The organism is Kitasatospora sp. NPDC004272 (genome assembly GCF_053603035.1).
The window spans coordinates 60,753-82,005 of record NZ_JBSGET010000014.1 but is presented as its reverse complement, the minus strand read 5'-3'; the positions used below and the strand labels follow the sequence as shown (position 1 = coordinate 82,005).

Annotated in this window: 18 protein-coding genes, 1 tRNA gene and 1 pseudogene; 13 read left to right on the top strand and 7 right to left on the bottom strand. The window is 74.5% G+C overall.

Annotation, left to right across the window (positions count from 1 at the left end; all coding sequences use genetic code 11):
- Positions 1–701: 701 nt before the first annotated feature.
- A complete protein-coding gene (locus tag ACWEO5_RS07255) occupies positions 702–3,014 on the top strand; it encodes a DEAD/DEAH box helicase (protein WP_452160950.1) in 2,313 nt (770 codons plus the stop codon).
- A 115-nt stretch (positions 3,015–3,129) separates the two neighbouring features.
- On the top strand, positions 3,130–3,948 hold the full coding sequence (locus ACWEO5_RS07250; protein WP_452160948.1) for a TIGR02452 family protein: 819 nt from the start codon (positions 3,130–3,132) through the stop codon (positions 3,946–3,948).
- A gap of 10 nt (positions 3,949–3,958) precedes the next feature.
- Here ACWEO5_RS07250 and ACWEO5_RS07245 read toward each other — a convergent pair whose 3' ends face one another.
- The 3 genes from ACWEO5_RS07245 to ACWEO5_RS07235 all read right to left on the bottom strand — a co-directional run bounded on the left by ACWEO5_RS07245 (position 3,959) and on the right by ACWEO5_RS07235 (position 6,016).
- Positions 3,959–4,258 carry a hypothetical protein gene (locus ACWEO5_RS07245; protein ID WP_344558633.1) on the bottom strand — a complete coding sequence of 100 codons (300 nt, stop codon included), beginning with the start codon at positions 4,256–4,258 and terminating at the stop codon, positions 3,959–3,961.
- 197 nt (positions 4,259–4,455) lie between these two features.
- A complete protein-coding gene (locus tag ACWEO5_RS07240) occupies positions 4,456–5,154 on the bottom strand; it encodes a tyrosine-protein phosphatase (protein WP_344558635.1) in 699 nt (232 codons plus the stop codon).
- A 97-nt stretch (positions 5,155–5,251) separates the two neighbouring features.
- On the bottom strand, positions 5,252–6,016 hold the full coding sequence (locus ACWEO5_RS07235; protein WP_452160945.1) for an SDR family oxidoreductase: 765 nt from the start codon (positions 6,014–6,016) through the stop codon (positions 5,252–5,254).
- A gap of 99 nt (positions 6,017–6,115) precedes the next feature.
- On the opposite strand from ACWEO5_RS07235, the gene ACWEO5_RS07230 reads away from it, so the two are divergent.
- Complete coding sequence (locus tag ACWEO5_RS07230) at positions 6,116–6,724, top strand: transglutaminase-like domain-containing protein (RefSeq protein ID WP_452160943.1); 609 nt, start codon at positions 6,116–6,118, stop codon at positions 6,722–6,724.
- Between the two features lie 10 nt (positions 6,725–6,734).
- On the opposite strand, the gene ACWEO5_RS07225 is transcribed toward ACWEO5_RS07230, so the two are convergent.
- On the bottom strand, positions 6,735–6,956 hold the full coding sequence (locus ACWEO5_RS07225; RefSeq protein WP_452160958.1) for a hypothetical protein: 222 nt from the start codon (positions 6,954–6,956) through the stop codon (positions 6,735–6,737).
- A 208-nt stretch (positions 6,957–7,164) separates the two neighbouring features.
- Positions 7,165–7,923 (bottom strand): annotated as a pseudogene (locus tag ACWEO5_RS07220) (DNA glycosylase AlkZ-like family protein); the annotation flags it as partial.
- A gap of 240 nt (positions 7,924–8,163) precedes the next feature.
- On the opposite strand from ACWEO5_RS07220, the gene ACWEO5_RS07215 reads away from it, so the two are divergent.
- The 4 genes from ACWEO5_RS07215 (at position 8,164) to ACWEO5_RS07200 (ending at position 11,552) form a co-directional block, all read left to right on the top strand.
- The gene (locus ACWEO5_RS07215) at positions 8,164–8,835 is read left to right on the top strand and encodes a nucleotidyltransferase domain-containing protein (protein WP_452160941.1); all 672 of its coding nucleotides are present in this window, start codon (positions 8,164–8,166) and stop codon (positions 8,833–8,835) included.
- Between the two features lie 122 nt (positions 8,836–8,957).
- A tRNA-Lys gene (locus tag ACWEO5_RS07210) sits at positions 8,958–9,030 on the top strand.
- 355 nt (positions 9,031–9,385) lie between these two features.
- Complete coding sequence (locus ACWEO5_RS07205) at positions 9,386–9,667, top strand: hypothetical protein (RefSeq protein ID WP_452160939.1); 282 nt, start codon at positions 9,386–9,388, stop codon at positions 9,665–9,667.
- A 223-nt stretch (positions 9,668–9,890) separates the two neighbouring features.
- Entirely contained in the window at positions 9,891–11,552 is a 1,662-nt protein-coding gene (locus tag ACWEO5_RS07200; protein ID WP_452160937.1) for a serine/threonine-protein kinase, read from the top strand.
- Positions 11,553–11,617: 65 nt separating this feature from the next.
- On the opposite strand, the gene ACWEO5_RS07195 is transcribed toward ACWEO5_RS07200, so the two are convergent.
- The gene (locus ACWEO5_RS07195; protein WP_452160935.1) at positions 11,618–12,796 is read right to left on the bottom strand and encodes a UDP-N-acetylglucosamine--N-acetylmuramyl-(pentapeptide) pyrophosphoryl-undecaprenol N-acetylglucosamine transferase; all 1,179 of its coding nucleotides are present in this window, start codon (positions 12,794–12,796) and stop codon (positions 11,618–11,620) included.
- 404 nt (positions 12,797–13,200) lie between these two features.
- Here ACWEO5_RS07195 and ACWEO5_RS07190 point away from each other — a divergent pair, with 404 nt between their 5' ends.
- Together ACWEO5_RS07190 and ACWEO5_RS07185 are read left to right on the top strand one after the other, a co-directional pair.
- Positions 13,201–14,559 carry a basic amino acid/polyamine antiporter gene (locus ACWEO5_RS07190; protein ID WP_452160956.1) on the top strand — a complete coding sequence of 453 codons (1,359 nt, stop codon included), beginning with the start codon at positions 13,201–13,203 and terminating at the stop codon, positions 14,557–14,559.
- Positions 14,560–14,628: 69 nt separating this feature from the next.
- Positions 14,629–15,876 (top strand): arginine deiminase, encoded by a 1,248-nt coding sequence (locus tag ACWEO5_RS07185; protein WP_452160933.1) that lies wholly within the window; start codon positions 14,629–14,631, stop codon positions 15,874–15,876.
- A 103-nt stretch (positions 15,877–15,979) separates the two neighbouring features.
- On the opposite strand, the gene ACWEO5_RS07180 is transcribed toward ACWEO5_RS07185, so the two are convergent.
- The gene (locus ACWEO5_RS07180; RefSeq protein WP_452160931.1) at positions 15,980–16,852 is read right to left on the bottom strand and encodes an aldo/keto reductase family oxidoreductase; all 873 of its coding nucleotides are present in this window, start codon (positions 16,850–16,852) and stop codon (positions 15,980–15,982) included.
- A gap of 135 nt (positions 16,853–16,987) precedes the next feature.
- On the opposite strand from ACWEO5_RS07180, the gene ACWEO5_RS07175 reads away from it, so the two are divergent.
- From ACWEO5_RS07175 to ACWEO5_RS07160, 4 genes are all read left to right on the top strand, one after another.
- Positions 16,988–17,431, top strand: coding sequence for a winged helix-turn-helix transcriptional regulator (locus tag ACWEO5_RS07175; RefSeq protein WP_452160929.1), 444 nt, complete (start codon positions 16,988–16,990; stop codon positions 17,429–17,431).
- A gap of 305 nt (positions 17,432–17,736) precedes the next feature.
- A complete protein-coding gene (locus ACWEO5_RS07170) occupies positions 17,737–19,329 on the top strand; it encodes an LCP family protein (protein ID WP_452160927.1) in 1,593 nt (530 codons plus the stop codon).
- Positions 19,330–19,991: 662 nt separating this feature from the next.
- Positions 19,992–20,195: a DUF397 domain-containing protein gene (locus ACWEO5_RS07165; RefSeq protein ID WP_452160925.1), complete on the top strand. Its 204-nt coding sequence runs from the start codon at positions 19,992–19,994 to the stop codon at positions 20,193–20,195.
- Positions 20,196–20,337: 142 nt separating this feature from the next.
- On the top strand, positions 20,338–21,138 hold the full coding sequence (locus ACWEO5_RS07160) for a hypothetical protein (RefSeq protein WP_452160923.1): 801 nt from the start codon (positions 20,338–20,340) through the stop codon (positions 21,136–21,138).
- The last annotated feature ends 115 nt before the right edge of the window (positions 21,139–21,253 follow it).

Sequence of the window (21,253 nt, the reverse complement as noted above, 5' to 3'; positions counted from 1 at the left end):
CGGCCCGGGCCCTGCCGGGCGGCGCGCCGGCGGTGCGGCCGGGCGCCCGGTCCGGTGAGCACGGCGGCGCGTTGAGCCTTGACGGCGCGTCACCGGGCGCCCCGTCCGGCACGGTTGCCCCGGCGCCCGGGTCCGCGCCGCCGGCGGAGGGGGTGCCGGGCGGGCCCGTCCAGGTGCCCGGGCCCTCGGCGAGCGGTCCGGCCCCGGCCGGGTCGCCGTCCGGACCGTCCTCGTCGGCGCCCAGCCAGCCCGCCGGCTCCGGCGGGTCCGGTGGTTCCGGCGGCGGGGGCGGGACGGCGGTGCCGCCGAGCCCGCCGAGCAGCCCGCCGGCCTCCTCGCACTCGGCGGTGCCGTCCGCGACGCCCAGCGGCCCGGGGTCGGAGGCGCCGAGCGAGTCGCCGTCGGCGCACTGAGCGGCCGGTCGTCCGGCCCGCCGCCGTCCGGGTGGTGGCGGTCCGGGCGGCCGGGGCCGGGCGGTCGCCGTCCGGGCCTTCGTTCGAGGGTGCTGACCAGGGGATTTGCCTCTGATCCCGAGGTTCCCCTATGGTGGTAGATCGTTCGTTTGATCCTATTTGGCTGGCGCTCCTCATACACCTTTGAGCGCCCTTGGCGCGTTCCGGCGATCCGTGGCTGACCGCATAGAGGCGGTTTTTCAACAGACCCACCGGACTTTGGCGCGTGCCACTTCCGGAAGGTTTTGCATGTCTCTCGTTGACGACGCCCGCTTCGCCATGCCCGCGAACGGCTCCGACGCCGCCGACACCGACTCCCTCGACACCGACGCGCTGGACGCGGAGCTCGCCGAGCTCACCGACGCCGGCGCCGAGTTCGACACCGACACCGACGCCGACGACAGCGCCGACGACACCGACGCCGAGCCCACCATCACCTTCGGTGACCTGGGCCTGCACGACGACGTCGTCCGGGCGCTCGCCAAGCGCGGCGTCACCACCCCGTTCCCGATCCAGGCCGCGACCATCCCGGACGCGCTGGCCGGCAAGGACGTGCTCGGCCGCGGCCGCACCGGCTCCGGCAAGACCCTGAGCTTCGGCCTCCCGCTGCTGACCCGCCTGGCCGGTGGCGAGCGCACCAAGGCCAAGCACCCGCGCGGCCTGATCCTCGTCCCGACCCGCGAGCTGGCCATGCAGGTCGCCGACGCGCTGGAGCCGTTCGGCTCGGTGCTCGGCCTGCGCCTGAAGGTGGTCTGCGGCGGCACCTCGATGTCGAACCAGATCTACGCGCTGGAGCGCGGCGTCGACGTCCTGGTGGCCACCCCCGGCCGCCTGCGCGACCTGATCAACCGCGGCTCCGCCAAGATGGAGGAGGTCGAGATCGCCGTCCTGGACGAGGCCGACCAGATGGCCGACATGGGCTTCCTGCCCGAGGTCACCGAGATCCTCGACCTGGTGCCGGCCGGCGGCCAGCGCCTGCTGTTCTCCGCCACGCTGGAGAACGAGATCGACACCCTGGTCAAGCGCTACCTGAAGAACCCGGTCACCCACGAGGTCGACCCGTCGGCCGGCGCGGTCACCACCATGACCCACCACATCCTGGTCGTGAAGCCCAAGGACAAGGCGCCGATCACCAGCGCGATCGCCGCCCGCAAGGGCCGCACCATCATCTTCGTCCGCACCCAGATGGGCGCGGACCGGGTCGCCCAGCAGCTGGTGGAGTCCGGGGTCAAGGCCGACGCCCTGCACGGCGGCATGACCCAGGGCGCCCGCACCCGCGTCCTCGGCGACTTCAAGGACGGCTACCTGAACGTGGTCGTCGCCACCGACGTCGCCGCCCGCGGCATCCACGTCGACGGCATCGACCTGGTGCTGAACGTCGACCCGGCCGGTGACCACAAGGACTACCTGCACCGCTCCGGCCGCACCGCCCGGGCCGGCCGCTCCGGCACCGTCGTCACCCTGGTGCTGCCGCACCAGCGCCGCGGCGTGTTCCGCCTGATGGAGGACGCGGGCGTCGACGCCTCGCGCCACATCCTCGACCACGCCTTCGACGCCGAGGTCGCCAAGATCACCGGCGCCCGCTCGCTGGTCGAGGTCCAGGCCGAGAGCGCGTCCGGCATCGCCGGCGCCGCCGAGCGCGAGGTCGCCGAGCTCACCCGTGAGCTGGAGCGCGCCCAGCGCCGCGCCACCGAGCTGCGCGAGGAGGCCGACCGCCTGGCCTCCCGTGCCGCCCGCGAGCGGGCCGAGCTCGGCATCGAGGACGAGGAGCCGGCCGCCGAGGCCGACGCCGAGACCCCCGCTGCCGCCGTCGCCGCCCCGGCCGAGGCCGAGCCGGTGACCGAGGAGCGCGCCCCGTCCTACCGCGAGGCCCGCAGCGAGCGCCCGGCCTACAACAACCGGGACCGCGGCGAGCGCGGCGGTTTCAACCGGGACGACCGCGGTGACCGCGGTGGCCGTTCGTTCGGCGACCGGGACCGCGGCGAGCGCGGCGGTTTCAACCGTGACGACCGTGGTGGCCGTTCGTTCGGCGGCGACCGTGAGCGCGGTGGCTTCAACCGGGACGACCGTGGTGGCCGTTCGTTCGGCGGCGACCGTGAGCGCGGTGGCTTCAACCGGGACGACCGTGGCGGCCGTTCCTTCGGCGGCGACCGTGAGCGCGGTGGCTTCAACCGGGACGACCGTGGCGGCCGTTCCTTCGGCGGCGACCGTCCGGCCCGTTCGTTCGGCGACCGGGACCGTGGCGAGCGCGGCGGTTTCAACCGGGACGACCGCGGTGGCCGTTCCTTCGGCGACCGCCCGCAGGGTGGCGGCTTCAACCGCGACGACCGCGGCGGCCGTTCGTTCGGCGACCGGGACCGCGGCCAGACCGGTGGCGGCAGCCGTCCGTTCGTGCGGCGCGACGACCACCGCTCCGGTGGGCGCCCGCAGGGTGGCGGCTTCAACCGTGACGACCGCGGCGGCCGTTCCTTCGGTGGCGACCGTGAGCGCGGCGGCTTCAACCGTGACGACCGCGGCGGCTACAACGGTGGCGGCGACCGCAAGCCGCGCTGGAAGAACTGACCTGCCGCAGGCCGGCAGGACCGGGCCCGCTCCACTTCGGTGGGGCGGGCCCGCCCGCGTTTCCGGGCCGAAAATCATTGGTGGACGCGGGAGTTGGCGATTAGCGTGCCCAGGCATGAGCAGTAGGCAGCAGGCCGTGGCCGCGCAGAACGAGCAGATCGCCGACCGGGGCGAGTACCGGAGCCCGGGCGGGGCGGTGGTGCGGATCGCCGAGGAGCTGGCCGAGGCCAGGGCCGGCACGGTCTCGTACCCGGCGGACGCGGAGTTCGGGCCCGGCCCGGGGCCGCTGGCGGCCGGGGCGGTGGTCGAGGTGACCGGCGAGGGCAGCATGCAGGCCGCCCGGCGGCTGGTGGAGGACGGCGGGAACGGCGTCGCGGTGCTCAACTTCGCGTCCGCGCGCAACCCCGGCGGCGGGTACCTGCGCGGCGCGAAGGCCCAGGAGGAGGACGTCTGCCGCACCGCGCTGCTCTACCGCTGCCTGCTGGAGGCCCCGGACTACTACGAGGCGCACCGGGCCTCCACCGACCTGCACTACAGCCACCGGGTGATCTGGTCGCCCGGCGTGCCGGTGATCCGGGACGCCCGGGGGGACCTGCTCGAACGCACCCACCGGGTCGGCTTCCTGACCTCGCCCGCGCCCAACGCGGGCCAACTGGCGCTGCGTTCGCCCGGCCGCCGGCTCGACCTCGCCCCGGTGCTGGCCGCCCGGGCCGCCCGGGTGCTGGCCGTCGCCGCCGAGAACGGCGGGCGGGAACTGGTGCTGGGCGCCTGGGGCTGCGGGGTGTTCCGCAACGACCCGGTCGAGGTCGCGGACGCCTTCGGGCACGCCCTGGACGCGTGGGGCGCGGCCTTCGACCGGGTGGTGTTCGCGGTCTGGGACCGCAACTCGCCCTCCGCGAACCGGACGGCCTTCGAACGGCGCTTCGCCGGCTGACCGGCCCCGCTCAGTCGCCGGTGGCCAGCGCGGAGGCGGCGGCCACCACACCCGTCACGGTCAGCACGGCCGGCCAGGCCCCGATCTTCTTCGCCAGCGGGTGCGAGCCGCCGAACGCCCCCAGGTACAGCGCGGTCAGCCCCGCCGCGGCCGGCACCCCCGACCGCCGCCCCCAGCGCACCGCGGCCGCCGCCCCGGCCACCGCCAGCACGGCGCCCCCCAGCTCGCGACGGCCACTGAACCGCGCGGTCGCGTACCCACCGATCAGCCCGGTGGCGGCAACGGCGGCGGTGGCGGGAAAACGGGCCATGGAACGGACTCCTTCACGACTGCACGGCCTCACGACCGCACACCTTCACGACGACAAGCCGGACACACCGATGGACGTCCCGCCCACGGTAACGCTCCTAACGAGCCGCCCACCGCCCGGGGAACGGCGATTGGGACACCCGGGCGGCTCGCGGGCGGGGCACGTCGTGGTGGGACGCCGGGGCGGCCGCGCCGCGATCAGGCGGGTCCCAGGGTGCGGAGGGTGGCGAGGTCGGTGTCGGTGGCGCCGTGGTCGCGGAGGTAGGCGGCGAGGGAGCCGTGGCGGGTGGTGGCGTGGGTGAGGGCGGCGTGCAGGTGGGCGGCTTCGACGGGGCGGGAGAGGCGTTCGACGCCAGCGGTGTCGAAGTAGGGGACGGGGCCCCGGTCGAGGCCGAGGCCGGGGTTGGAGCGGAGGAAGTCGGCGGTGACGGCTTCGAGCGGGAGGCCGGCCAGGGTCTGCAGGACGGCGATGGTCAGGCCGGTGCGGTCCTTGCCGACGGCGCAGTGCACCAGGAGCGGGGCGCCGGTGGCCAGGGCGCGGACGGCGGCGGCGACGGCGATGCCGCCGGTCTCGGCCATGAACGGGTAGAGCGCGGCCTGGTCCTCGGGCCAGACCCGGTCGGTGGTGGCCGGGTCGGGCAGCATCGGCAGGTGCAGGTAGTCGACGCCGTCCGGCAGGTGGTCCGGGTGCGCCTCGACCTCCGGGGTGCTGCGCAGGTCGAGGACGGTGCGGACGCCGAGTTCCGCGAAGCGCCGCAGGCCCTCGTCGGTGAGGTGGTGGAGGGTGGCCGAGCGGTAGAGCAGCCCGGGGCGGTAGACGCCGGCCCCGGCGTCGCGGAGGTTGGGGACGTCGGGGATGTCGAGGAAGGGCGCGGCGGCGATCTCGGTCTCGGTCATGCGTCCCACGGTAGGCGCCGGGGCGGACGTCGGGCCGGGGCGTTCACCGAACCGGTACCGAGGCGGGACCGGGTGGCGCCGGGCCGGGGCGGGGCGGTCAGCGTCCGCCGGCCGCGTCCAGGAAGGCGCCGGTGACGTACGAGGCGGCGGGGGAGAGCAGGTAGAGGATCGCCTCGGCGATCTCCTCGGGCTGTCCGCCGCGCCCCATCGGGAGGTTGGGGCCGACCCGGTCGACCCGGCCGGGTTCGCCGCCGAGGGCGTGGATGCCGGTGTGGATCAGGCCGGGGCGGACGGCGTTGACCCGGATGCCCTCGGCCGCGACCTCCAGCGACAGGCCGGTGGTCATCGAGTCCAGGGCGCCCTTGGACGCCGCGTAGTCGACGTACTCGTTCGGCGAGCCGAGCCGGGACGCCGCCGAGCCGACGTTGACGATCGCGCCGCCCCGGCCGCCGTACCGGGTGGACATCCGGCGCACCGCCGCGGCCGCGCACAGGAACGGGCCGGTGATGTTGGCGGCCCAGATCCGGTTCAGCCGGTCCTCGTCGAGCTCGTCCAGCCGGCACTGCTGCTCCAGCGTGCCCGCGTTGTTCACCAGCGCGGTGAGGGTGCCGAGTTCGCGGTCGACGGCGTCGAAGAGCGCGGTCACCCCGGCGGTGCGCGAGACGTCCGCGCGGACGGCGATCGCGGTGCCGCCGGCGGCCCGGATCCGCTCCACCACGGCGTCCGCCGCGTCCTGGTCGCTGCGGTAGTTGACGCACACCCGGTAGCCGCGTTCGCCGGCGAGCAGCGCGGTGGCCGCCCCGATGCCGCGGCCGCCGCCGGTGACCACCAGTACCTCGTCCCGCTCCGCGTCCTGCGCCATGTCGTCCGCTCCTTCGTCCACGACGGTCTCGTCCCGACGCTATCCCACCCGCTGGAATCCCTTTGCGGGCCGGGCGGTCGGCGGCCGAGCATCACTGCCATGGATCTCTCAGTCTCCCCCCACGGCCCGCTGCGGGCCGACCGGTCGGACCCGTCCGCGTACCTCGCCGCGGACGAGACCGTCGACCACGGCCATCCCGAGATCGTCGCCCTCGCCGCGCGGCTGCGGCAGGACGACCCGGTGCGGACCGCCGAGGCGGTGTTCGAGTACGTCCGCGACCGGATCGACCACTCGGCGGACGTCGGCCGCTGGTCGGCCGCCTACCGGGCCTCCGACGTGCTCGCCGCCGGGAACGCGATCTGCCACGGCAAGTCGCACCTGCTGGCCGCGCTGCTGCGCGCCAACGGCATCCCGGCGGGCCTGTGCTACCAGCGGCTCGAAGTCCTGCACGGGCTCAACGGCGTTCTGCTGCCCGGCAGTTCGTGGTGGGTGCGGCTGGACGGCCGGGGGAACCGGAACGGCGCCGACGGGCACTTCGCCACCACCCCCGCCGAGGAGCGGCCCGCCTGGGCCAACGATCCGGCGCTCGGCGAGCACCACTACACCACGGTGTACGCCGCGCCGCCCAAGGCACTGCTGGACGGTCTGCGCGCAGCCGTCCCGAACTCCACCGGCTACGGCTACCTTCCGCTCGAACTCCCGGAGTAGGAAAGGCGGTTCACTCGCCTGCGGCGCGCAGCGCGGCCAGCCGCGGGGCCCGGCCGCGCGGCGAGTCCGGGCCCGAGCCGCGGGCGTCGCCGAGGTCCGTGCGGACGAAGTCCCCGGCGGCGTCGATCGCGGCCCGCAGGGCGGGGTTCATCGGCACGAACAACTGGTGCACCAGCTCCGGAAGTTCGGGGTCGTACTCCCAGAAGCCGACGATCCGGCCCCGGTCCACCACCAGGTGGGTCCGCGGGTCGCGCTCCGCGCCCAGGCCCCGCTCGGGCCGGGCGGCCGGGACGGGCCGGTCCGCGTCCCGCGGGTCGACCAGCCGGGCCAGGTCGCGGTGCAGCAGGTGCAGGCCGTCGGCGGCCGCCAGCAGGGCGTACGCGGGCTCGGCCGGGACGGCGAACCCGGCGGAACCCGTCGGCCAGTTCGGCGGGCAGCAGCAGCTCGGTGCCGGGCAGCCGGACCAGTTCCAGCGGGGCCAGCGCGGCTTTCGCGGTCGCGGCGCCGAAGCCGGAGAACCAGCGGAAGTGCCGCACCGAGGCCGGGGCCGCCCAGGCGAAGTAGCGCCGGGCCAGGTCGGCGGCCTCCCCGTGCACGGCCCGGTCCCAGCGCAGGTACCCGTGCCGCTGGCGGTCGAGCCGCCCGTCGAGCGGCACCCGGCGGGCCAGGCCGCGCGAGCGCAGCAGGTCGAGCGCCAGCGGCAGCGTGGTCGCCACCCCGCGCCGACGGCCCGCCCCACCCAGCGCGCGCACCGCCGAACCGGCCTGCGCGTGCAGCTCGGCCGAGGTCAACGGCTCGGTGGGGGAGAGCAATTGGGACACCGCCAGGCAGAGCTGCTCGATCTCGTCCCGGGACACCCCGAGCTGCCGCTCGGCCGCGCCCAGCTCCGTCTCCACCGCACCCGCGCCCGCCGCCAGGCCCAGCGCGAAGTCGTCGGCGGGCAGCAGGTAGCTCCGTCCCCGGGCGGCCGGCAGCTCCTGCACCTCCAGCGCGGCCAGCGCCGCGTCCACCTCCGCCCGCCGCAACCCGGCCCGGGCGAACAGCCCCAGGTACGGCGCCGAACCGCCGCCCGACCGGGCCCACCCCGTCGCCGCCAGCACCTCGGCCGCCGACGCGCCCCGGTGCCGCCCGCCGTCCAACCACTGCCGGTGCGCCCACCAGGCACGCAGCTTCGCCGCCGGGACCTCGCCGTTCGCCATGGGGCCAGTATCGGCGCGGGGCCGGTCCGCGACCGGTAACCCGGCCCGGAGTCGGCCCGTACGCCGGGTTCTGTCTCCCGGGGCCCGCCGTCCGGCCGTCCGGGCCGCGCCTTCCGCCCGCCCGTGGCCCTGCGGCCCTGTCCCCGGTGCGGAAATCGCTCGCGCGGGCGGTCCGGTCCGGGACACACTGCCACTCCTGCCGCTCCTGCCCGTCCACGACCGCCGAGGAGGCGTTCGCCCGTGCACGTCCTGCTCTCCGGCATCGTCGGCTCCACCGCGTACGGCCTGGCGCACGCCGGGTCCGACCTCGACCGGCTCGGCCTGTTCGCCGCGCCCACCACCGCTTTCCACGGCCTGCACCGCCCCGCCGAGTCGCACGTCACCACCCGGCCCGACCGCACCCTGCACGAGGCCGCCAAGTGGTGCCGACTGGCCCTCTCCGGCAACCCGACCGCCAGCGAACTGGTCTGGCTGCCCGCGGAGTTGTACGAAGTCCGGACGCCGCTCGGCGAGGAGTTGATCGGCCTGCGGGAGGCCCTCCTGTGCGGCCCGGCCGTCCGGCGCTCCTACCTGGGCTACGCCGGCCAGCAGTTCCGCAAACTCACCGCCCGCGACCGCACCGACCTGGCGGGCCGGGCCGGGGCCGCCAAGCACGCCCGGCACCTGGTCCGGCTGGTCCGGCAGGGTGTCGCCCTGCACGAGACCGGCCGGTTGGAGATCCGCCTCCCCGACCCGGAGCACGTCCGCGCCCTCGGCGAGCGCTACGCCGACCGCCCGGAGGACGCCACGGCCCTCCTCGCCGACGCCGAGACCCGCTTCGACCGCCCCGGCGTCCTCCCCGCCGCCCCCGACGAACGCCCCGTCGAGGCCTGGCTCCAACGCGTCCGAACCGCCCACCTCCCCCCGGCCTGACCGCCCGCCACCCCCGGCCGCGAACCCCCGCGACCCGCCCGGCAATCCACTGCTCCTCCCCCACCGGGCACCAGGTAGGATCACCCCGGCAGGCGCTCTCCCACCCGGTTCGCGCCTGCCGCGGGCCGCTAGCTCAATTGGCAGAGCTGCGGACTTTTAATCCGTAGGTTCAGGGTTCGAACCCCTGGCGGCCCACCTGGAACGTGGCGGTCATACCGCCTCTGACCTGTACGCAGCACCCCGGCTGATTCCCTGGCTCGGGGTGCTGCTGTGCTTTTGGGGTGGGGCATCCGCCGGTGTGCTGACGTGTTGTCAGGGCGGTGGCCGCGGAGGGCTCGACGGCGTGTTCAGGGGGCGCGGTCGTGCACTGCCGGCGATCGCCGGGCGGAAGGTGCCTGGCGGGGCGTAATACGCGTAATAAGCCGGTGGCACGGCCAGGACCAGCATCAGCATCAGCCTCGACAGCGATCACGCCGAGCGCATTCGGGAGCATGCCGAGCGCGCGGGGCTGGACGTTTCGGCTTATCTCGTCAACGCCGCTACCCGGCAGATGGCCGAGGTGGAAGCCGCTGAGGCGCAATTCGCGCGCGTTGGACAGACGGTCTGCATCGTGTGTGCGACCGGGCCGGATCTGGCCGAGCGGCAGCGCATCGGTAGCGCGCTCGCTGCGGCCGAGTTGCCTCCGAAGAAGCGTCCGGGCGCCGTGGACGCCCTGGTCGCGCTGACTGCGGCCCGACACGGCAGCGCTGTTGTCTTCACCAGCGGCCCGGCTGACCTCACGGCTTGCCTGAAGGCCCTGGACGCCCGGGACGTCCACGTGGTCCAGATCTGATGTCGAACTCGGACCAGGACGCCGGAGGGAGTTCGAACCCCTGGCGGCCCACCGTGGAGGAGCGGGTCGGACGGTCGGTGACCTGGCGTGCAGCATCCGGGCGGGGGCAACGGCCCGGGGGCTGCGGTGTTCTGCGGGGTGGTCGGGCCGGGGTGGGGGGTCGGTCGGCTGGATAGAGTGCACGGCTGGAGGGGCGCGTTGCCGAGGCCGTGACGGGGTGGAGATGCACGGAACGAGGTTGGACGGCCGGTACCGGTTGGAGTCGGTTCTGGGGTCCGGCGGGATGGGCCAGGTGTGGCGGGCCTTCGACGAGCGGGTCGGTCGGCCGGTGGCGGTGAAGTTGCTGACGAACGCCGACTCGGCTTCGGTCAGCGTGGAGCGGTTCGCCGCCGAGGCCAGGGCCGCGGGCAACCTCAGCAGTCCGCACATCGTGACGATCCACGACTTGGGGCGGACCGGCCCCGAGGACGGCCACGCGCCGTTCCTGGTGATGGAGTTCCTCGACGGCCGGTCGTTGGACGAGGTGGTCGCGGAGGGTGCCCTGCCGCCGGTGCGGGACGCCCTCGAATGGGTCCTCCAGGTGTGCACCGGCCTGGCCTCCGCGCACCGGGCGGGGCTGGTGCACCGGGACATCAAGCCGGCCAACGCCATGCTGCTGGCCGACGGGACGGTCAAGATCCTCGACTTCGGGATCGCCAAGCACCTGTACGAGGACCTCGCGCTCACCGGTACCGGCCACGCCGTCGGCACCGCCGCCTACATGGCCCCCGAACAGGCCCGGGGCGACCGGGACATCGGGCCCGCCGCCGACCTCTACGCCGTCGGCTGCCTGCTGCACACCCTGCTGACCGGCCGGCCGCCCTTCACCGGCGCCCCGCTGGCCGTCCTCCACCAGCACCTGACCCGGCGGCCCGAGGCGCCCGGCCGGCACCGCGCCGCGGTCCCCGCCGACGTCGACCGGCTCGTCCTGCACCTCCTGGAGAAGGAGCCCGCGGACCGGCCCGCCGGCACCGCCGAGGTGATCGAGGCGGTCACGGCCCTGCTGGCGGGCCGTCCGCAGGAGCCCCGCCCCGCCCCGCCCCGCCCGCCGTCCCCGGGCCTGCACGCCGCCGCGACCGAGACCGCGCACCGGGCCGAACCGGCGGGCCCGTTCCCGCCGACGGTGCTCGACGCGCCCCCGGCCGGTGCCCCGGTCCGCCGGGTGCCGGTGCGGGCGCCGGTGCCGCGGGCGCCCGCACCGGTCGACGAGCAGCCGGAGGAGCAGGAGGCGCAGGAGGGGCAGGAGGGGCAGGAGGACGGTGCCGGGGAAGCACTGGTGAAGAAACCGGCCGCCATCGGGCGGAGCGCGCTGGCGGGCGCCGTGCTGATCGGCGTCCAACTGTTCGCCTTTGCCGGGTGGCCCGTGTTCTGGGCGGTTCTGGTCGCCGTCGTCACGGGTCTGGCCCTGGCTTTCGGGACGGAGGTCGACCGGTCCGTCAAGGAGGACGAGGAGGAGATGGCCGGGCTCGCCGTCGCCCTGGGCGTGACCGTGCTCTCCTGTCCGCTGTTCCTGTTCTTCACGCCGCTGCCCTGGTGGGGGGTGCTGATCCTGGGTCTCGTGGGTGCTCCCGTCCTGTGGATGGTGCAGGGCCCCCTCGTCCGCAGGCTCGGCCGGGTCTTTGCGCGGCAGCGGCCCGACGTGCAGACGGCGGTCGGCGCGGGTCTGGCGAACGGCGCCCTCGCGACCGTCCTGCTCTCCGGTACCCGGATGTCCGGCCTGTTCGCGGTGCTGCTCGGTGTGCTCGTCTGGGTGGTCGCCTCCGTGGCGCTGACCCTCCTGCTGCCGTCCCGCGGGCCGGTCGGGTTCGTCGACGGCGGTCCGCCCCGGCCGCGCAGGCACCGCTGACGGGCACCGCTGGCAGGCACCGCTGACGGGGACCGCCCCGGGGTCGGACGGCCCCCGGCCGGGGCTCAGCGGCGGGTGCCGACCACCGAGAGCAGGACGTCGACGAGGCGGTCGGCGGCGTCCGGGCGGCCGTGGGCGCGGGAGTTGGCGGCCATCGTCGCGCGGTGGCGGGGATCGGCGAGCAGGGGGGCGAGCGCGGCCTGGAGGTCGGCGGGGGTGACGTCGCCGAGGAGGGCGGTGGCGGCGCCCGCCTGCTGGAGGTGGGTGGCGTTGTGGGCCTGCTCGTTGCCCGCGGAGGAGGCGAGCGGGACGAAGACGGCGGCCTTGCCGAGGGCGGTGAGTTCGGCGAGGGTGCCGGCGCCGCTGCGGCTGACGACCACGTCGGCGAGGGCCAGGACGTCGGGGAGTTCGGCGCCGAGGTAGCCGGTGAGCAGGTAGCGGCCGGCCAGGTGCGGGGGCAGCGCGCGGGCGTGCTCGCGCAGGGCGGCCTCGTTGGCCGGGCCGCACTGGTGGACGACGTTGGCCCGTTGCAGGAGGTCGGGCAGGACCGCCGAGACCAGGGTGTTGATCTGCACCGAGCCCTGGGCGCCGCCGGTGACGTAGACCGTCGGCAGCGAGCGGTTGAACCCGTACAGGTCGAGGGCGCTGACGGCCTTGTCGGCCTGCCCGGCGAGCACGGCGGGACGCACCGGGTTGCCGGTCACCGCGGCGGTGGGCCGGGCGGACTTCGGCAGCAGCGGCAGGGTGGACTCCGAGGAGACCGCGACCCGGGTCGCGGCGCGGGCCAGCACCCTGTTGGCCAGCCCGAGGCGGACGGTCTGCTCGTGCACCACCAGCGGGGCCCGGCAGGAGCGGGCGGCCAGGCCGACCGGCACCGCCACGTAGCCGCCGGTGGCCAGCACCACGTCCGGGGCGAACTCGGCGATCAGCGCGCGGGCCTGCCAGGCGCCGAGCGGGACGCGGCACATGTCCCGGACGTTGGCCGGGGAGACCAGCTTCAGCGGGTTGGAGGAGCGCCGGATCTTGCCGGTCGCGACGGGTGCGAACCGGATGCCCTCGGCGGGGGCGACCCGGGCCTCCAGGCCGGCCGCGGTGCCGATCCACAGCACCTCGACCGCCCGGCCGCGCGCGGCCAGCCGCTCCTGCAGCGCCCGCACCGCGGTCAGCGCGGGGTAGGTGTGCCCGCCGGTGCCGCCGCCGGTGACCACCAGGCGCAGCGGGCCGTCCTGTTCGGTGAATTCCATGCCCGTCTCCCATCGACCGCCGGACCGCCGGCCCGCGCCACTGCGGAACCGTCGCGGACGTGACGGGGCATCAGCCTACGGCGGGCCGGGACGGGGGTCGGCGGGGGTGCGGGGGCGGGGGTGCGGGGCAGGGGAGCGGGGTGGGGGAGCGGTCCCGGGGCGAGGCTATGGACGGTGTCGGGGGCGGCGCGCGGACGGGGTACATAGTCGGGTGAATCGGACATTCGGTTGGTAGCGTTCCGCCCGCGGCGGTGGCGCCCGCGGTTTCCGGGGCGTCCGGGGCGTCCGGGGCGTCCGGGGTGCCCGGGCGTCGCGAGCGAGAGGGAGCGGTGCGGGTGGCGACGGAGGAGACGGTCCGGGGGCCGGAGGTCGCGGCGGCGAAGCTGGCGCTGCCGACGCTGACCATGCTGGTGGTCGGTTCGATGGTCGGCGCGGGGGTCTTCTCGCTGCCGGGGCGGTTCGCGCAGGAGACCGGCGTGCTGGGCGCGCTGATCGCCTGGCTGATCGCCGGGACGGGCATGCTGATGCTGGCGCTGGTGTTCCAGACCCTGTCGGTGCGGCGGCCGAAGCTGGACGCGGGCGTGTACGCCTACGCGAAGGCCGGTTTCGGCGAGTACCTGGGCTTCTTCTCGGCGTTCGGCTACTGGGCGAGCGCCTGCGTCGGCAACGTGACGTACTGGGTGCTGATCATGTCGACGGTCGGGGCGCTCGCCCCGGCGCTCGGGGACGGCGACACGGCGCTGGCGGTGGTGCTGTCCTCGTGCGGGCTGTGGGGCTTCTTCCTGCTGGTGCGGCGCGGCGTGAAGGAGGCCGCGATGATCAACCGGATCGTCACGGTGGCCAAGCTGGTGCCGATCCTGGTGTTCGTCCTGCTGGCGCTGTTCACCTTCAAGGCGGACGTGTTCGCCGCCAACTTCCAGGGCGCCTCCTACGCGGGCTCGCTGTACGACCAGGTGCACGGGACGATGCTGGCCACCGTGTTCGTGTTCCTCGGGGTGGAGGGCGCGAGCGTCTACTCCCGGCACGCGAAGCGGCGTTCGGACGTCGGCCGGGCCACCGTGCTCGGCTTCCTGAGCGTCTTCGCGGTGTTCGCCTCGGTGACGATCGTCTCGTACGGCATCCTGCCGATGGGCGAGATCGCCGTGCTGCGGCAGCCGTCGATGGCGGGCGTGCTGGAGGCGGCGGTCGGCACCTGGGGGAAGGTGCTGGTCAGCGTTGGGCTGATCGTCTCGGTGCTAGGCGCCTACCTGGCGTGGACGCTGATGGCCGCCGAGGTGCTGTTCGTCGCGGCCAAGGACGAGGACATGCCGCGCTTCCTGGCCCGCGCCACCGGCCAGGACGTGCCGGTGCCCGCGCTGCTGCTGACCACCGCGCTGTCGCAGGTGATGCTGGTGGTGACGGCCTTCTCGGACGACGCCTTCGACTTCGCGCTCGACCTGACCAGCACGCTCAGCCTGATCCCGTACCTGCTGGCCGCCGGGTACGCGGTGCTGGTGGCCCGGCAGGACCGGGCCGGGGCCGGGGCCTGGCTGGTGTCCGGGCTGGCGACGGCGTACACGGCCTTCCTGGTGTACGCGGCGGGCTGGGCGTACCTGCTGGTGTCGCTGATCATCTACGCGCCCGCGACCGTGCTGTTCGTGATGGCCCGCCGGGAGCAGGGGCGGCGGCTGTTCTCGCCGCGCGAACTGGTGGTGCTGGTGGTGTCGGTGGCCGGCGCGGTGGTGGGCGTGGTGGCGCTGGCCGCCGGGTGGATCGACCTGTGAGACCGGCGGCCGTCGGGTCCGCCCCGTCGAGATGACTTCCGTTCCGTACGTTGCGAAGGGATCGCGTTGATGACTGCTCCGACCGCTCTGGGTGTCCACTCCGAGGTGGGCCGGCTGCGCAAGGTGCTGGTCTGCCGGCCGGGGCTCGCGCACCGGCGGCTCACCCCCGGCAACGCCGACGACCTGCTGTTCGACGACGTGATGTGGGTGGAGAACGCCCAGCGCGACCACGCCGACTTCGTGGACCGGCTGACCGGGCGCGGCGTCGAGGTGGTCGAGCTGCACGACCTGCTGGCGCGGACCGTCGCGGTGCCGGGCGCCCGGGACTGGCTGCTGGACCGCAAGATCGTCCCGGACCAGGTCGGCCTGGGGCTGGTCGACGGCACCCGGGAGTACCTGGAGACGCTGGACCCGGCGGCGCTGGCCGAGTTCCTGATCGGCGGCCTGGCCACCACCGACCTGCCCGAGGAGTACCGCTCCGGCTACCTGGCGCTGGCCCGGGAGGCCACCGGGGTCCGCGAGTACCTGATGCCGCCGCTGCCCAACACCCTCTACACCCGCGACACCACCTGCTGGCTGTACGGCGGCGTCACCCTCAACCCGCTGTACTGGCCCGCCCGGCACGACGAGACGCTGCTGATGAAGGCGGTGTACGCCTTCCACCCGGACTTCACCGGCGCCACCGTCTGGTGGGGCGACCCCGAGCGGGACTGGGGCCAGTCCACCTTCGAGGGCGGCGACGTCATGCCGATCGGCAACGGCGTGGTGCTGATGGGCATGAGCGAGCGGACCTCCCGGCAGGCGATCACCCAGGTCGCCGCCGCGCTGTTCGCCCGGGGCGCGGCCCGCCGGGTGGTGGTCGCCGGGATGCCCAAGCTGCGCTCGGCGATGCACCTGGACACCGTGTTCACCTTCGCCGACCGGGAGACCGTCACCCTCTACCCGGCGATCATGGACCGGGTGCACGCCTTCTCCCTCTACCCCACCGACCGGGCCCCCGGCGTGGAGGTGGTGGACGAGGGCTCCCGCCCGTTCACCCAGGTGGTGGCCGAGGCGCTGGGGCTGCCCGCGCTGCGGGTGATCGGCACCGGCGGCGACGTCTACGCCTCCGAGCGGCAGCAGTGGGACAGCGGCAACAACGCCGTCGCGCTCGAACCGGGCGTGGTGATCACGTACGACCGCAACACCACCACCAACGCGCTGCTCCGCCAGGCCGGCATCGAGGTGATCACCATCGTCGGCGCGGAACTCGGCCGGGGGCGCGGCGGCGGGCACTGCATGACCTGCCCGCTGATCCGCGAGCCGGTGGACTTCTGACGGCCGCCCCCGGCCGGGCAGCTGCGGGACGGGCAGCTGCGGGGCGGGCAGCTGCGGGGCGGAGCGCTCTCGCCCCGCAGCGGCCCGGCCGGAGGCGTGCGGGTCAGCGGCCGATCCCGTCCAGCTCGGCGAGGTCGTCGGCGGAGAGCCGGAGCCCCGCGCCCGCGACGTTCTCGCGCAGGTGCGCCACCGACGAAGTGCCGGGGATCAGCAGGATGTTCGGCGACCGCCGCAGCAGCCAGGCCAGGGCGACCGACATCGGCGTCCCGCCCAGCCGGGCGGCCACGGCGGTGAGCGCCGAGGACTGCAGCGGGCTGAAGCCGCCGAGCGGGAAGAAGGGCACGTAGGCGATGCCCTGCCCGGCGAGTTCGTCGATCAGCGCGTCGTCCTGGCGGTGGGCGAGGTTGTACATGTTCTGCACGCACACGACCGGTGCGATCGAACGGGCCTCGGCGACCTGCTCCGGCGTCGCGTTGCTCACGCCGAGGTGCCGGACGAGCCCTTGCCGCTGGAGTTCGACGAGCGCCCCGAACGCCTCCCCGAGCGAACCGGGCACCGGGCCGGCCGCGTCGCCGAGCCGGAGGTTGACCACGTCCAGCGCGTCGAGGCCGAGGTTCTCCAGGTTCTCCCGGACGGCCCGGCGCAGCTCCTCGGGCCTGCGCGCCGGGGGCCAGCCGCCCGCCGCGTCGCGGGTCGCGCCGACCTTGGTCACCAGGCGCAGCGAGTCCGGGTACGGGTGCAGCGCCTCGCGGATCAGCCGGTTGGTGACGTGCGGCCCGTAGGCGTCGGCGGTGTCGACGTGGGTGATGCCGAGGTCGACGGCCTCGCGCAGGACGGCGAGCGCGCCCTCGCGGTCGGCCGGGGGACCCATCACACCGGGGCCGGCGAGCTGCATGGCGCCGTAGCCGAACCGGCTGACGGGCAGGTCGCCCAGGGACCAGGTGCCGCCGGGGAGCGGCGCGGACGGGGTGTTCATGTGGTGCCTTTCCTGTCGGACCGGGGGTGGTTCCCGGGAGCTCCTTGCCCCATCATTAGTTCGCAACTTCCTTTCGGGAAGCGGGCACTTCGAAGTGCGTAGGGCACCCCCGGGTGGGTGGGAGGAGAGGTCCGGATGGCGACGACGACGGCGGCCCAGCAGCGGGCCCGGGCCAAGGCGGAGTACGACGCCTTCCTCGCGGTCTGCCCCAGTCGCAAGCTGCTGGACCGGATCTCCGACAAGTGGGTCACGCTGGTCCTGGCCGCGCTCGGCGGCGGCGGCCCGCAGGAGCCCGGCGCCGACTGCGCCGGTGAGCCCCGGGCGATGCGCTACTCGGAACTCCGGCGCCTGCTGGCCGGGGTGAGCCAGAAGATGCTCACCCAGACGCTGCGCTCCCTGGAGCGCGACGGCCTGGTCTCGCGCACCGTGGTGGCGACCGTGCCGGTGACGGTCTCCTACGAGCTGACCGACCTCGGCCGGTCGCTGCACGGGATGGTGCGCGGCGTCAAAGCCTGGGCCGAGGGGCACATGGACGACGTGCTCGCCCACCGCGAGAGCTACGACGCCCGCACCGCCTGAACCGCGTCCCGGCGCCGCCTGAACCGCGTCCCGGCGCCGCCCCGGGCGGGACGTCCCGGGGCGGGCCGGAAAAGTGTTCGGAGAGCCGTGAAACACCCGTGGGGGGCCGCGCATCTATAGGGGTGGACGAGCCCGGAACGGCCGGGCCACGGGGGTGCGATGTGAAGCGCGGACAGGCCGGGACCGCCCGGCCGGCGGGGGACGGGCCCGGGGGCGCGGCGGCGGACGGCACGACCGGCGGCCGGGCCGCGCGGCGGGAGGCGGCCCGGCAGCGGGGGCGGCGGGGACGGCGGGGCCGGCGGCGGATGCGGCGCTGGCAGCAGGCGCTGGTGTACGGGACGGCCGGGGTGGTGGTGCTGACCGTCGCGGCGGGCGGCTACGTCTACTACCGGCTGAACGCCAACATCAAGGAGGCGCCGCTGTTCGCGGGCGAGGAGGGCGACGCCGGGCACGAGACGCCGGACGCCTTCGGCCGCACCCCCATCAACGTGCTGGTGATCGGCTCCGACACCCGCGACAACCCGGAGGACTGCAACATCGGCGGCGCCGAGTGCGGCGGCGGCGCGAACGCCGACGTCAACCTGTTGCTGCACGTTTCCGCGGACCGCAGCAACGCCACCGTGATGAGCATCCCGCGCGACCTGCGGACCGACCTGCCGGCCTGCAAGGACGAGTCGGGCAAGCAGGTGTTCAAGGCGCAGAAGCACGCCATGATCAACTCCTCCCTGCAGGGCGGCCCCGGCTGCACCGTGGCGGCCGTGCGCAAGCTGACCGACCTGCCGATCGACCATTTCGTCCAGGTCGACTTCGGCGGCGTGATCAAGATGTCGGACGCGGTGGGCGGCGTCCCGGTCTGCGTCGACGACAACATCTACGACCCGCGCTCGCACCTCAAGCTCTCGAAGGGCGAACACACCCTGCAGGGCATGGCGGCGCTCCAGTTCGTCCGGACCAGGTACGGTTTCGGCGACGGCACCGACATCGGCCGCGCCTCGGCCCAGCACCTCTTCCTCGGCTCGATGATCCGCCAGTTGAAGAGCGCCGGGACGCTCACCAACCCGGCCGAACTGCTGTCGCTGGCCAACGCGGCCACCAGCGCGCTCACCGTCGACCCCGGACTGAAGGGCATCACCAGACTGGTCGGACTCGGCGAGGACATCAGCAAGGTGCCCACCGAGCGGATCACCTTCACCACCATGCAGGTCGTGCCCGACCCCGCGGACACCAACCGGCGGGTGATCGGCCCGGGCGCGACCGAGCTGTTCCGGATGATCAAGGACGACCGGCCGCTCACCGGCGACCCCGCCCCGGACGCCGCCCCCGCCACGCCCTCCGCCCCGGCGGCGCCGTCGACCCCCGCAGCCGCCACGTCCCCCGCGTCCGCCACGTCCCCCGCCGCGAGCGGCCCGGCCCGTAGCGGCATCACCGTCGTGGTGCGCAACGGCACCGGCATCACCGGCCGGGCCGGGGCGCTCGTCGACAAGCTCCGGCAGGACGGCTTCGCCAAGAACACCACCACCGGACAGGGCGTCACCGCCGACCGCAGCGCGGTCACCTACCCCGCCGGCAAGGAAGCCGCCGCCCGACAGGTCGCGGCGGACCTCGGCCTCCCCGCCGGCGCCGTCCGCGCCGGGCAGGGCGGCTCGATCGAGCTGCTGATCGGCACCGACTGGACCACCGGCACCAGCTACCCCGCCACCGCCGGCGGCACCGCTCCCGCGACACCCGCCCCCGACCGGTCCGCCGCCCTGAAGAACGCCGACGTCCGCACCGCCGACGACACCAGCGGCTGCGCCAACGTCAGCCACGATGCCACGGCCCCCCTCCCCGGCCTGGGCGCCATGACCCCGATCCAGGCGTACGACCGCAGCAAGGACGTCCCCGACTCGGCTCCGTGAGCGGCTGGTTCAGCCCTCGGAAGGGGCGGGGGCCGGGTCGGTGCGGATCTCGCTCCAGACGGTTTCGCGGGCGGTGCCGTTGTTGCGGGAGGGCGGGGAGTAGGTGTGTCCCCAGCGGTCGCCGAGGGCGAGGGCCTTGAGGACGGCCAGGTGGTCGTCGGTGCCGTGGGGGCGGGTTACGGCGCCGGGATCCGCCGCTGCCGAGAGATGAACGGCAGCATGTCGCTGGAGAGCCTGGGAAACATCCTCAAGTTCTCCAAGGGGCACCTCTCGCGGATCGAGGTGGGGTCTCCAAGCCCCCGGAAGGACTGTCGGAGAAGCTGGACGTCATCTTCGGGACGGACGGACTGTTCTGCAGGCTCTACGAGTTGGCGAAGCGGGAGCCGTTCTCCGAGAAATACAGCACGTTCCACAAACTGAACGACCGCGCGGTGGAACACGCCTCGTACACCCCGTCGTTCCCGGGCCTGCTTCAGACCGAGCCGGTGATTCGGGCGGGTCGATGGCGGCCTATGAGGAGGGCGATCGCTGGGGACGCCTGTACGACGATGCGGAGACCGTCGTGGGCTGCCGGAAGGACCACGATCTGTTGCGGGCTCAGGCCCTGTCTCCACGGGAAACCGAGATCGTGATCGGTTCTGCCTCGGAAGGATTTGCTGAGGATGCACTCCACCGGTACGCCTGAGAACTGGATCAAGAGCAGCTACAGCAATGATGACGGCGGTGCCTGCGTCGAGGTGGACGCCAACCGTCCGGGCACCGTGCGTGACTCCAAGGACCCCGACGGGCCGCGTCTGCGCTTCGCCCCCGCGTCCTGGGCCGCCTTCGTCTCCTCCGCCGTCGCAGGCGAGTTCGGCACCAGCTGATCCCTGGCGCGAATGTCCGCCACCCGCCCCGTGTCGAACGGATCGGTGATATGACGTCGGCATCAGGGCCGACGGTTCGGTGTCCCGGGGGGTCGGGCCCGGGCGTCGGGTGGACGACGCGGTGGGGGGTCCGATGAAGCCGGTGAAGAGGAGTAGTCCCGCTCGAATAGCCCTGGTGGGGGTGGGGTTGGGGTTCCTCCTGATCTCGGTCGCCAGTCTGGCCAACAGTTCGGCGGTCGGGGAGCGGGCGTTTCACGCGGTCCTGCTGGTCGCCTCCGTGGTGTGGTGCTTCCAGGTGGCCCGGATGGGGTTGGTCGTCGACCGGCACGGCATCGTCGTGCGGTCGATCGGGCGTTCCCGCCGGGTTTCCTGGCGGCAGGTCAAGGTGGTCGCGGTCCGCGAAGGGGGCGGGCCGGGCACGCTCGACTGCTGGCTGATCGAGTTGCGGTTGCGCGGCGGCCGGGTCCTGCGGCTGAAGGAGACGACGAGCCGGACGCGGAGCCACGTCGAGGAGTTCGGCCGCCGGATGGTCGCGTTGCGGCCGGCGCACCTCGGTGACGGCATCGAACTGCTGGGCCTGGAGGGCACCGGCCGGCCGGACAAGGACGCGGTGGTCGGTCCGGACGGGGTGCCGGTGCTGGTCCGGTTGACCGGCCCGGGCGGGGTGCAGCTGAACTGGAGCGCCGCGGCCCTGCCGGACGGCCCGCTGATCGCGCTGGTGGCCCTGGTGCTGATCGGTGTCGGCAAGCTGGTGTCGGCCGTCGTGCGGGAGATCCGCGGGAAGCCGAAGTACGAGGTCGACATCGAGGTCGGCGGGCCGGAGCCGCGCCGGGTCACGCTGTCGTTCGACTCGCGGGCGCGGGCCACCGAGCACGTCCGCGAGCTGGTCGCCGCCATCGGCGAGCGCGGTGCGGAGGCCGTGCCCGGCGCCTCGGGGCGGTAGCGGGGGGTTCGGTCGGTCCGAGTGAGCGCGTCGGCTTCCGGTTCCGTTCGCTACACGCAGCAGCGCGAACCTCCGATGGGCTCCGACCACCAGCAGCACGGACCCGCCGTTCCCC

Excerpts from the sequence above, each read along its gene's own strand:
- ACWEO5_RS07240 (WP_344558635.1), bottom strand. The coding sequence starts at position 5,154 with ATGACCGAGACCGAGATCGCCGCCGCGCCCTTCCTCGACATCCCCGAC.
- ACWEO5_RS07255 (WP_452160950.1), top strand. The coding sequence starts at position 702 with ATGTCTCTCGTTGACGACGCCCGCTTCGCCATGCCCGCGAACGGCTCC.
- ACWEO5_RS07195 (WP_452160935.1), bottom strand. The coding sequence starts at position 12,796 with ATGGAATTCACCGAACAGGACGGCCCGCTGCGCCTGGTGGTCACCGGC.
- ACWEO5_RS07245 (WP_344558633.1), bottom strand. The coding sequence starts at position 4,258 with ATGGCCCGTTTTCCCGCCACCGCCGCCGTTGCCGCCACCGGGCTGATC.
- ACWEO5_RS07175 (WP_452160929.1), top strand. The coding sequence starts at position 16,988 with ATGGCGACGACGACGGCGGCCCAGCAGCGGGCCCGGGCCAAGGCGGAG.
- ACWEO5_RS07235 (WP_452160945.1), bottom strand. The coding sequence starts at position 6,016 with ATGGCGCAGGACGCGGAGCGGGACGAGGTACTGGTGGTCACCGGCGGC.
- ACWEO5_RS07200 (WP_452160937.1), top strand. The coding sequence starts at position 9,891 with ATGCACGGAACGAGGTTGGACGGCCGGTACCGGTTGGAGTCGGTTCTG.
- ACWEO5_RS07180 (WP_452160931.1), bottom strand. The coding sequence starts at position 16,852 with ATGAACACCCCGTCCGCGCCGCTCCCCGGCGGCACCTGGTCCCTGGGC.
- ACWEO5_RS07165 (WP_452160925.1), top strand. The coding sequence starts at position 19,992 with ATGCACTCCACCGGTACGCCTGAGAACTGGATCAAGAGCAGCTACAGC.
- ACWEO5_RS07185 (WP_452160933.1), top strand. The coding sequence starts at position 14,629 with ATGACTGCTCCGACCGCTCTGGGTGTCCACTCCGAGGTGGGCCGGCTG.
- ACWEO5_RS07205 (WP_452160939.1), top strand. The coding sequence starts at position 9,386 with ATGGCCGAGGTGGAAGCCGCTGAGGCGCAATTCGCGCGCGTTGGACAG.
- ACWEO5_RS07230 (WP_452160943.1), top strand. The coding sequence starts at position 6,116 with ATGGATCTCTCAGTCTCCCCCCACGGCCCGCTGCGGGCCGACCGGTCG.
- ACWEO5_RS07170 (WP_452160927.1), top strand. The coding sequence starts at position 17,737 with ATGCGGCGCTGGCAGCAGGCGCTGGTGTACGGGACGGCCGGGGTGGTG.
- ACWEO5_RS07250 (WP_452160948.1), top strand. The coding sequence starts at position 3,130 with ATGAGCAGTAGGCAGCAGGCCGTGGCCGCGCAGAACGAGCAGATCGCC.
- ACWEO5_RS07190 (WP_452160956.1), top strand. The coding sequence starts at position 13,201 with ATGCTGGTGGTCGGTTCGATGGTCGGCGCGGGGGTCTTCTCGCTGCCG.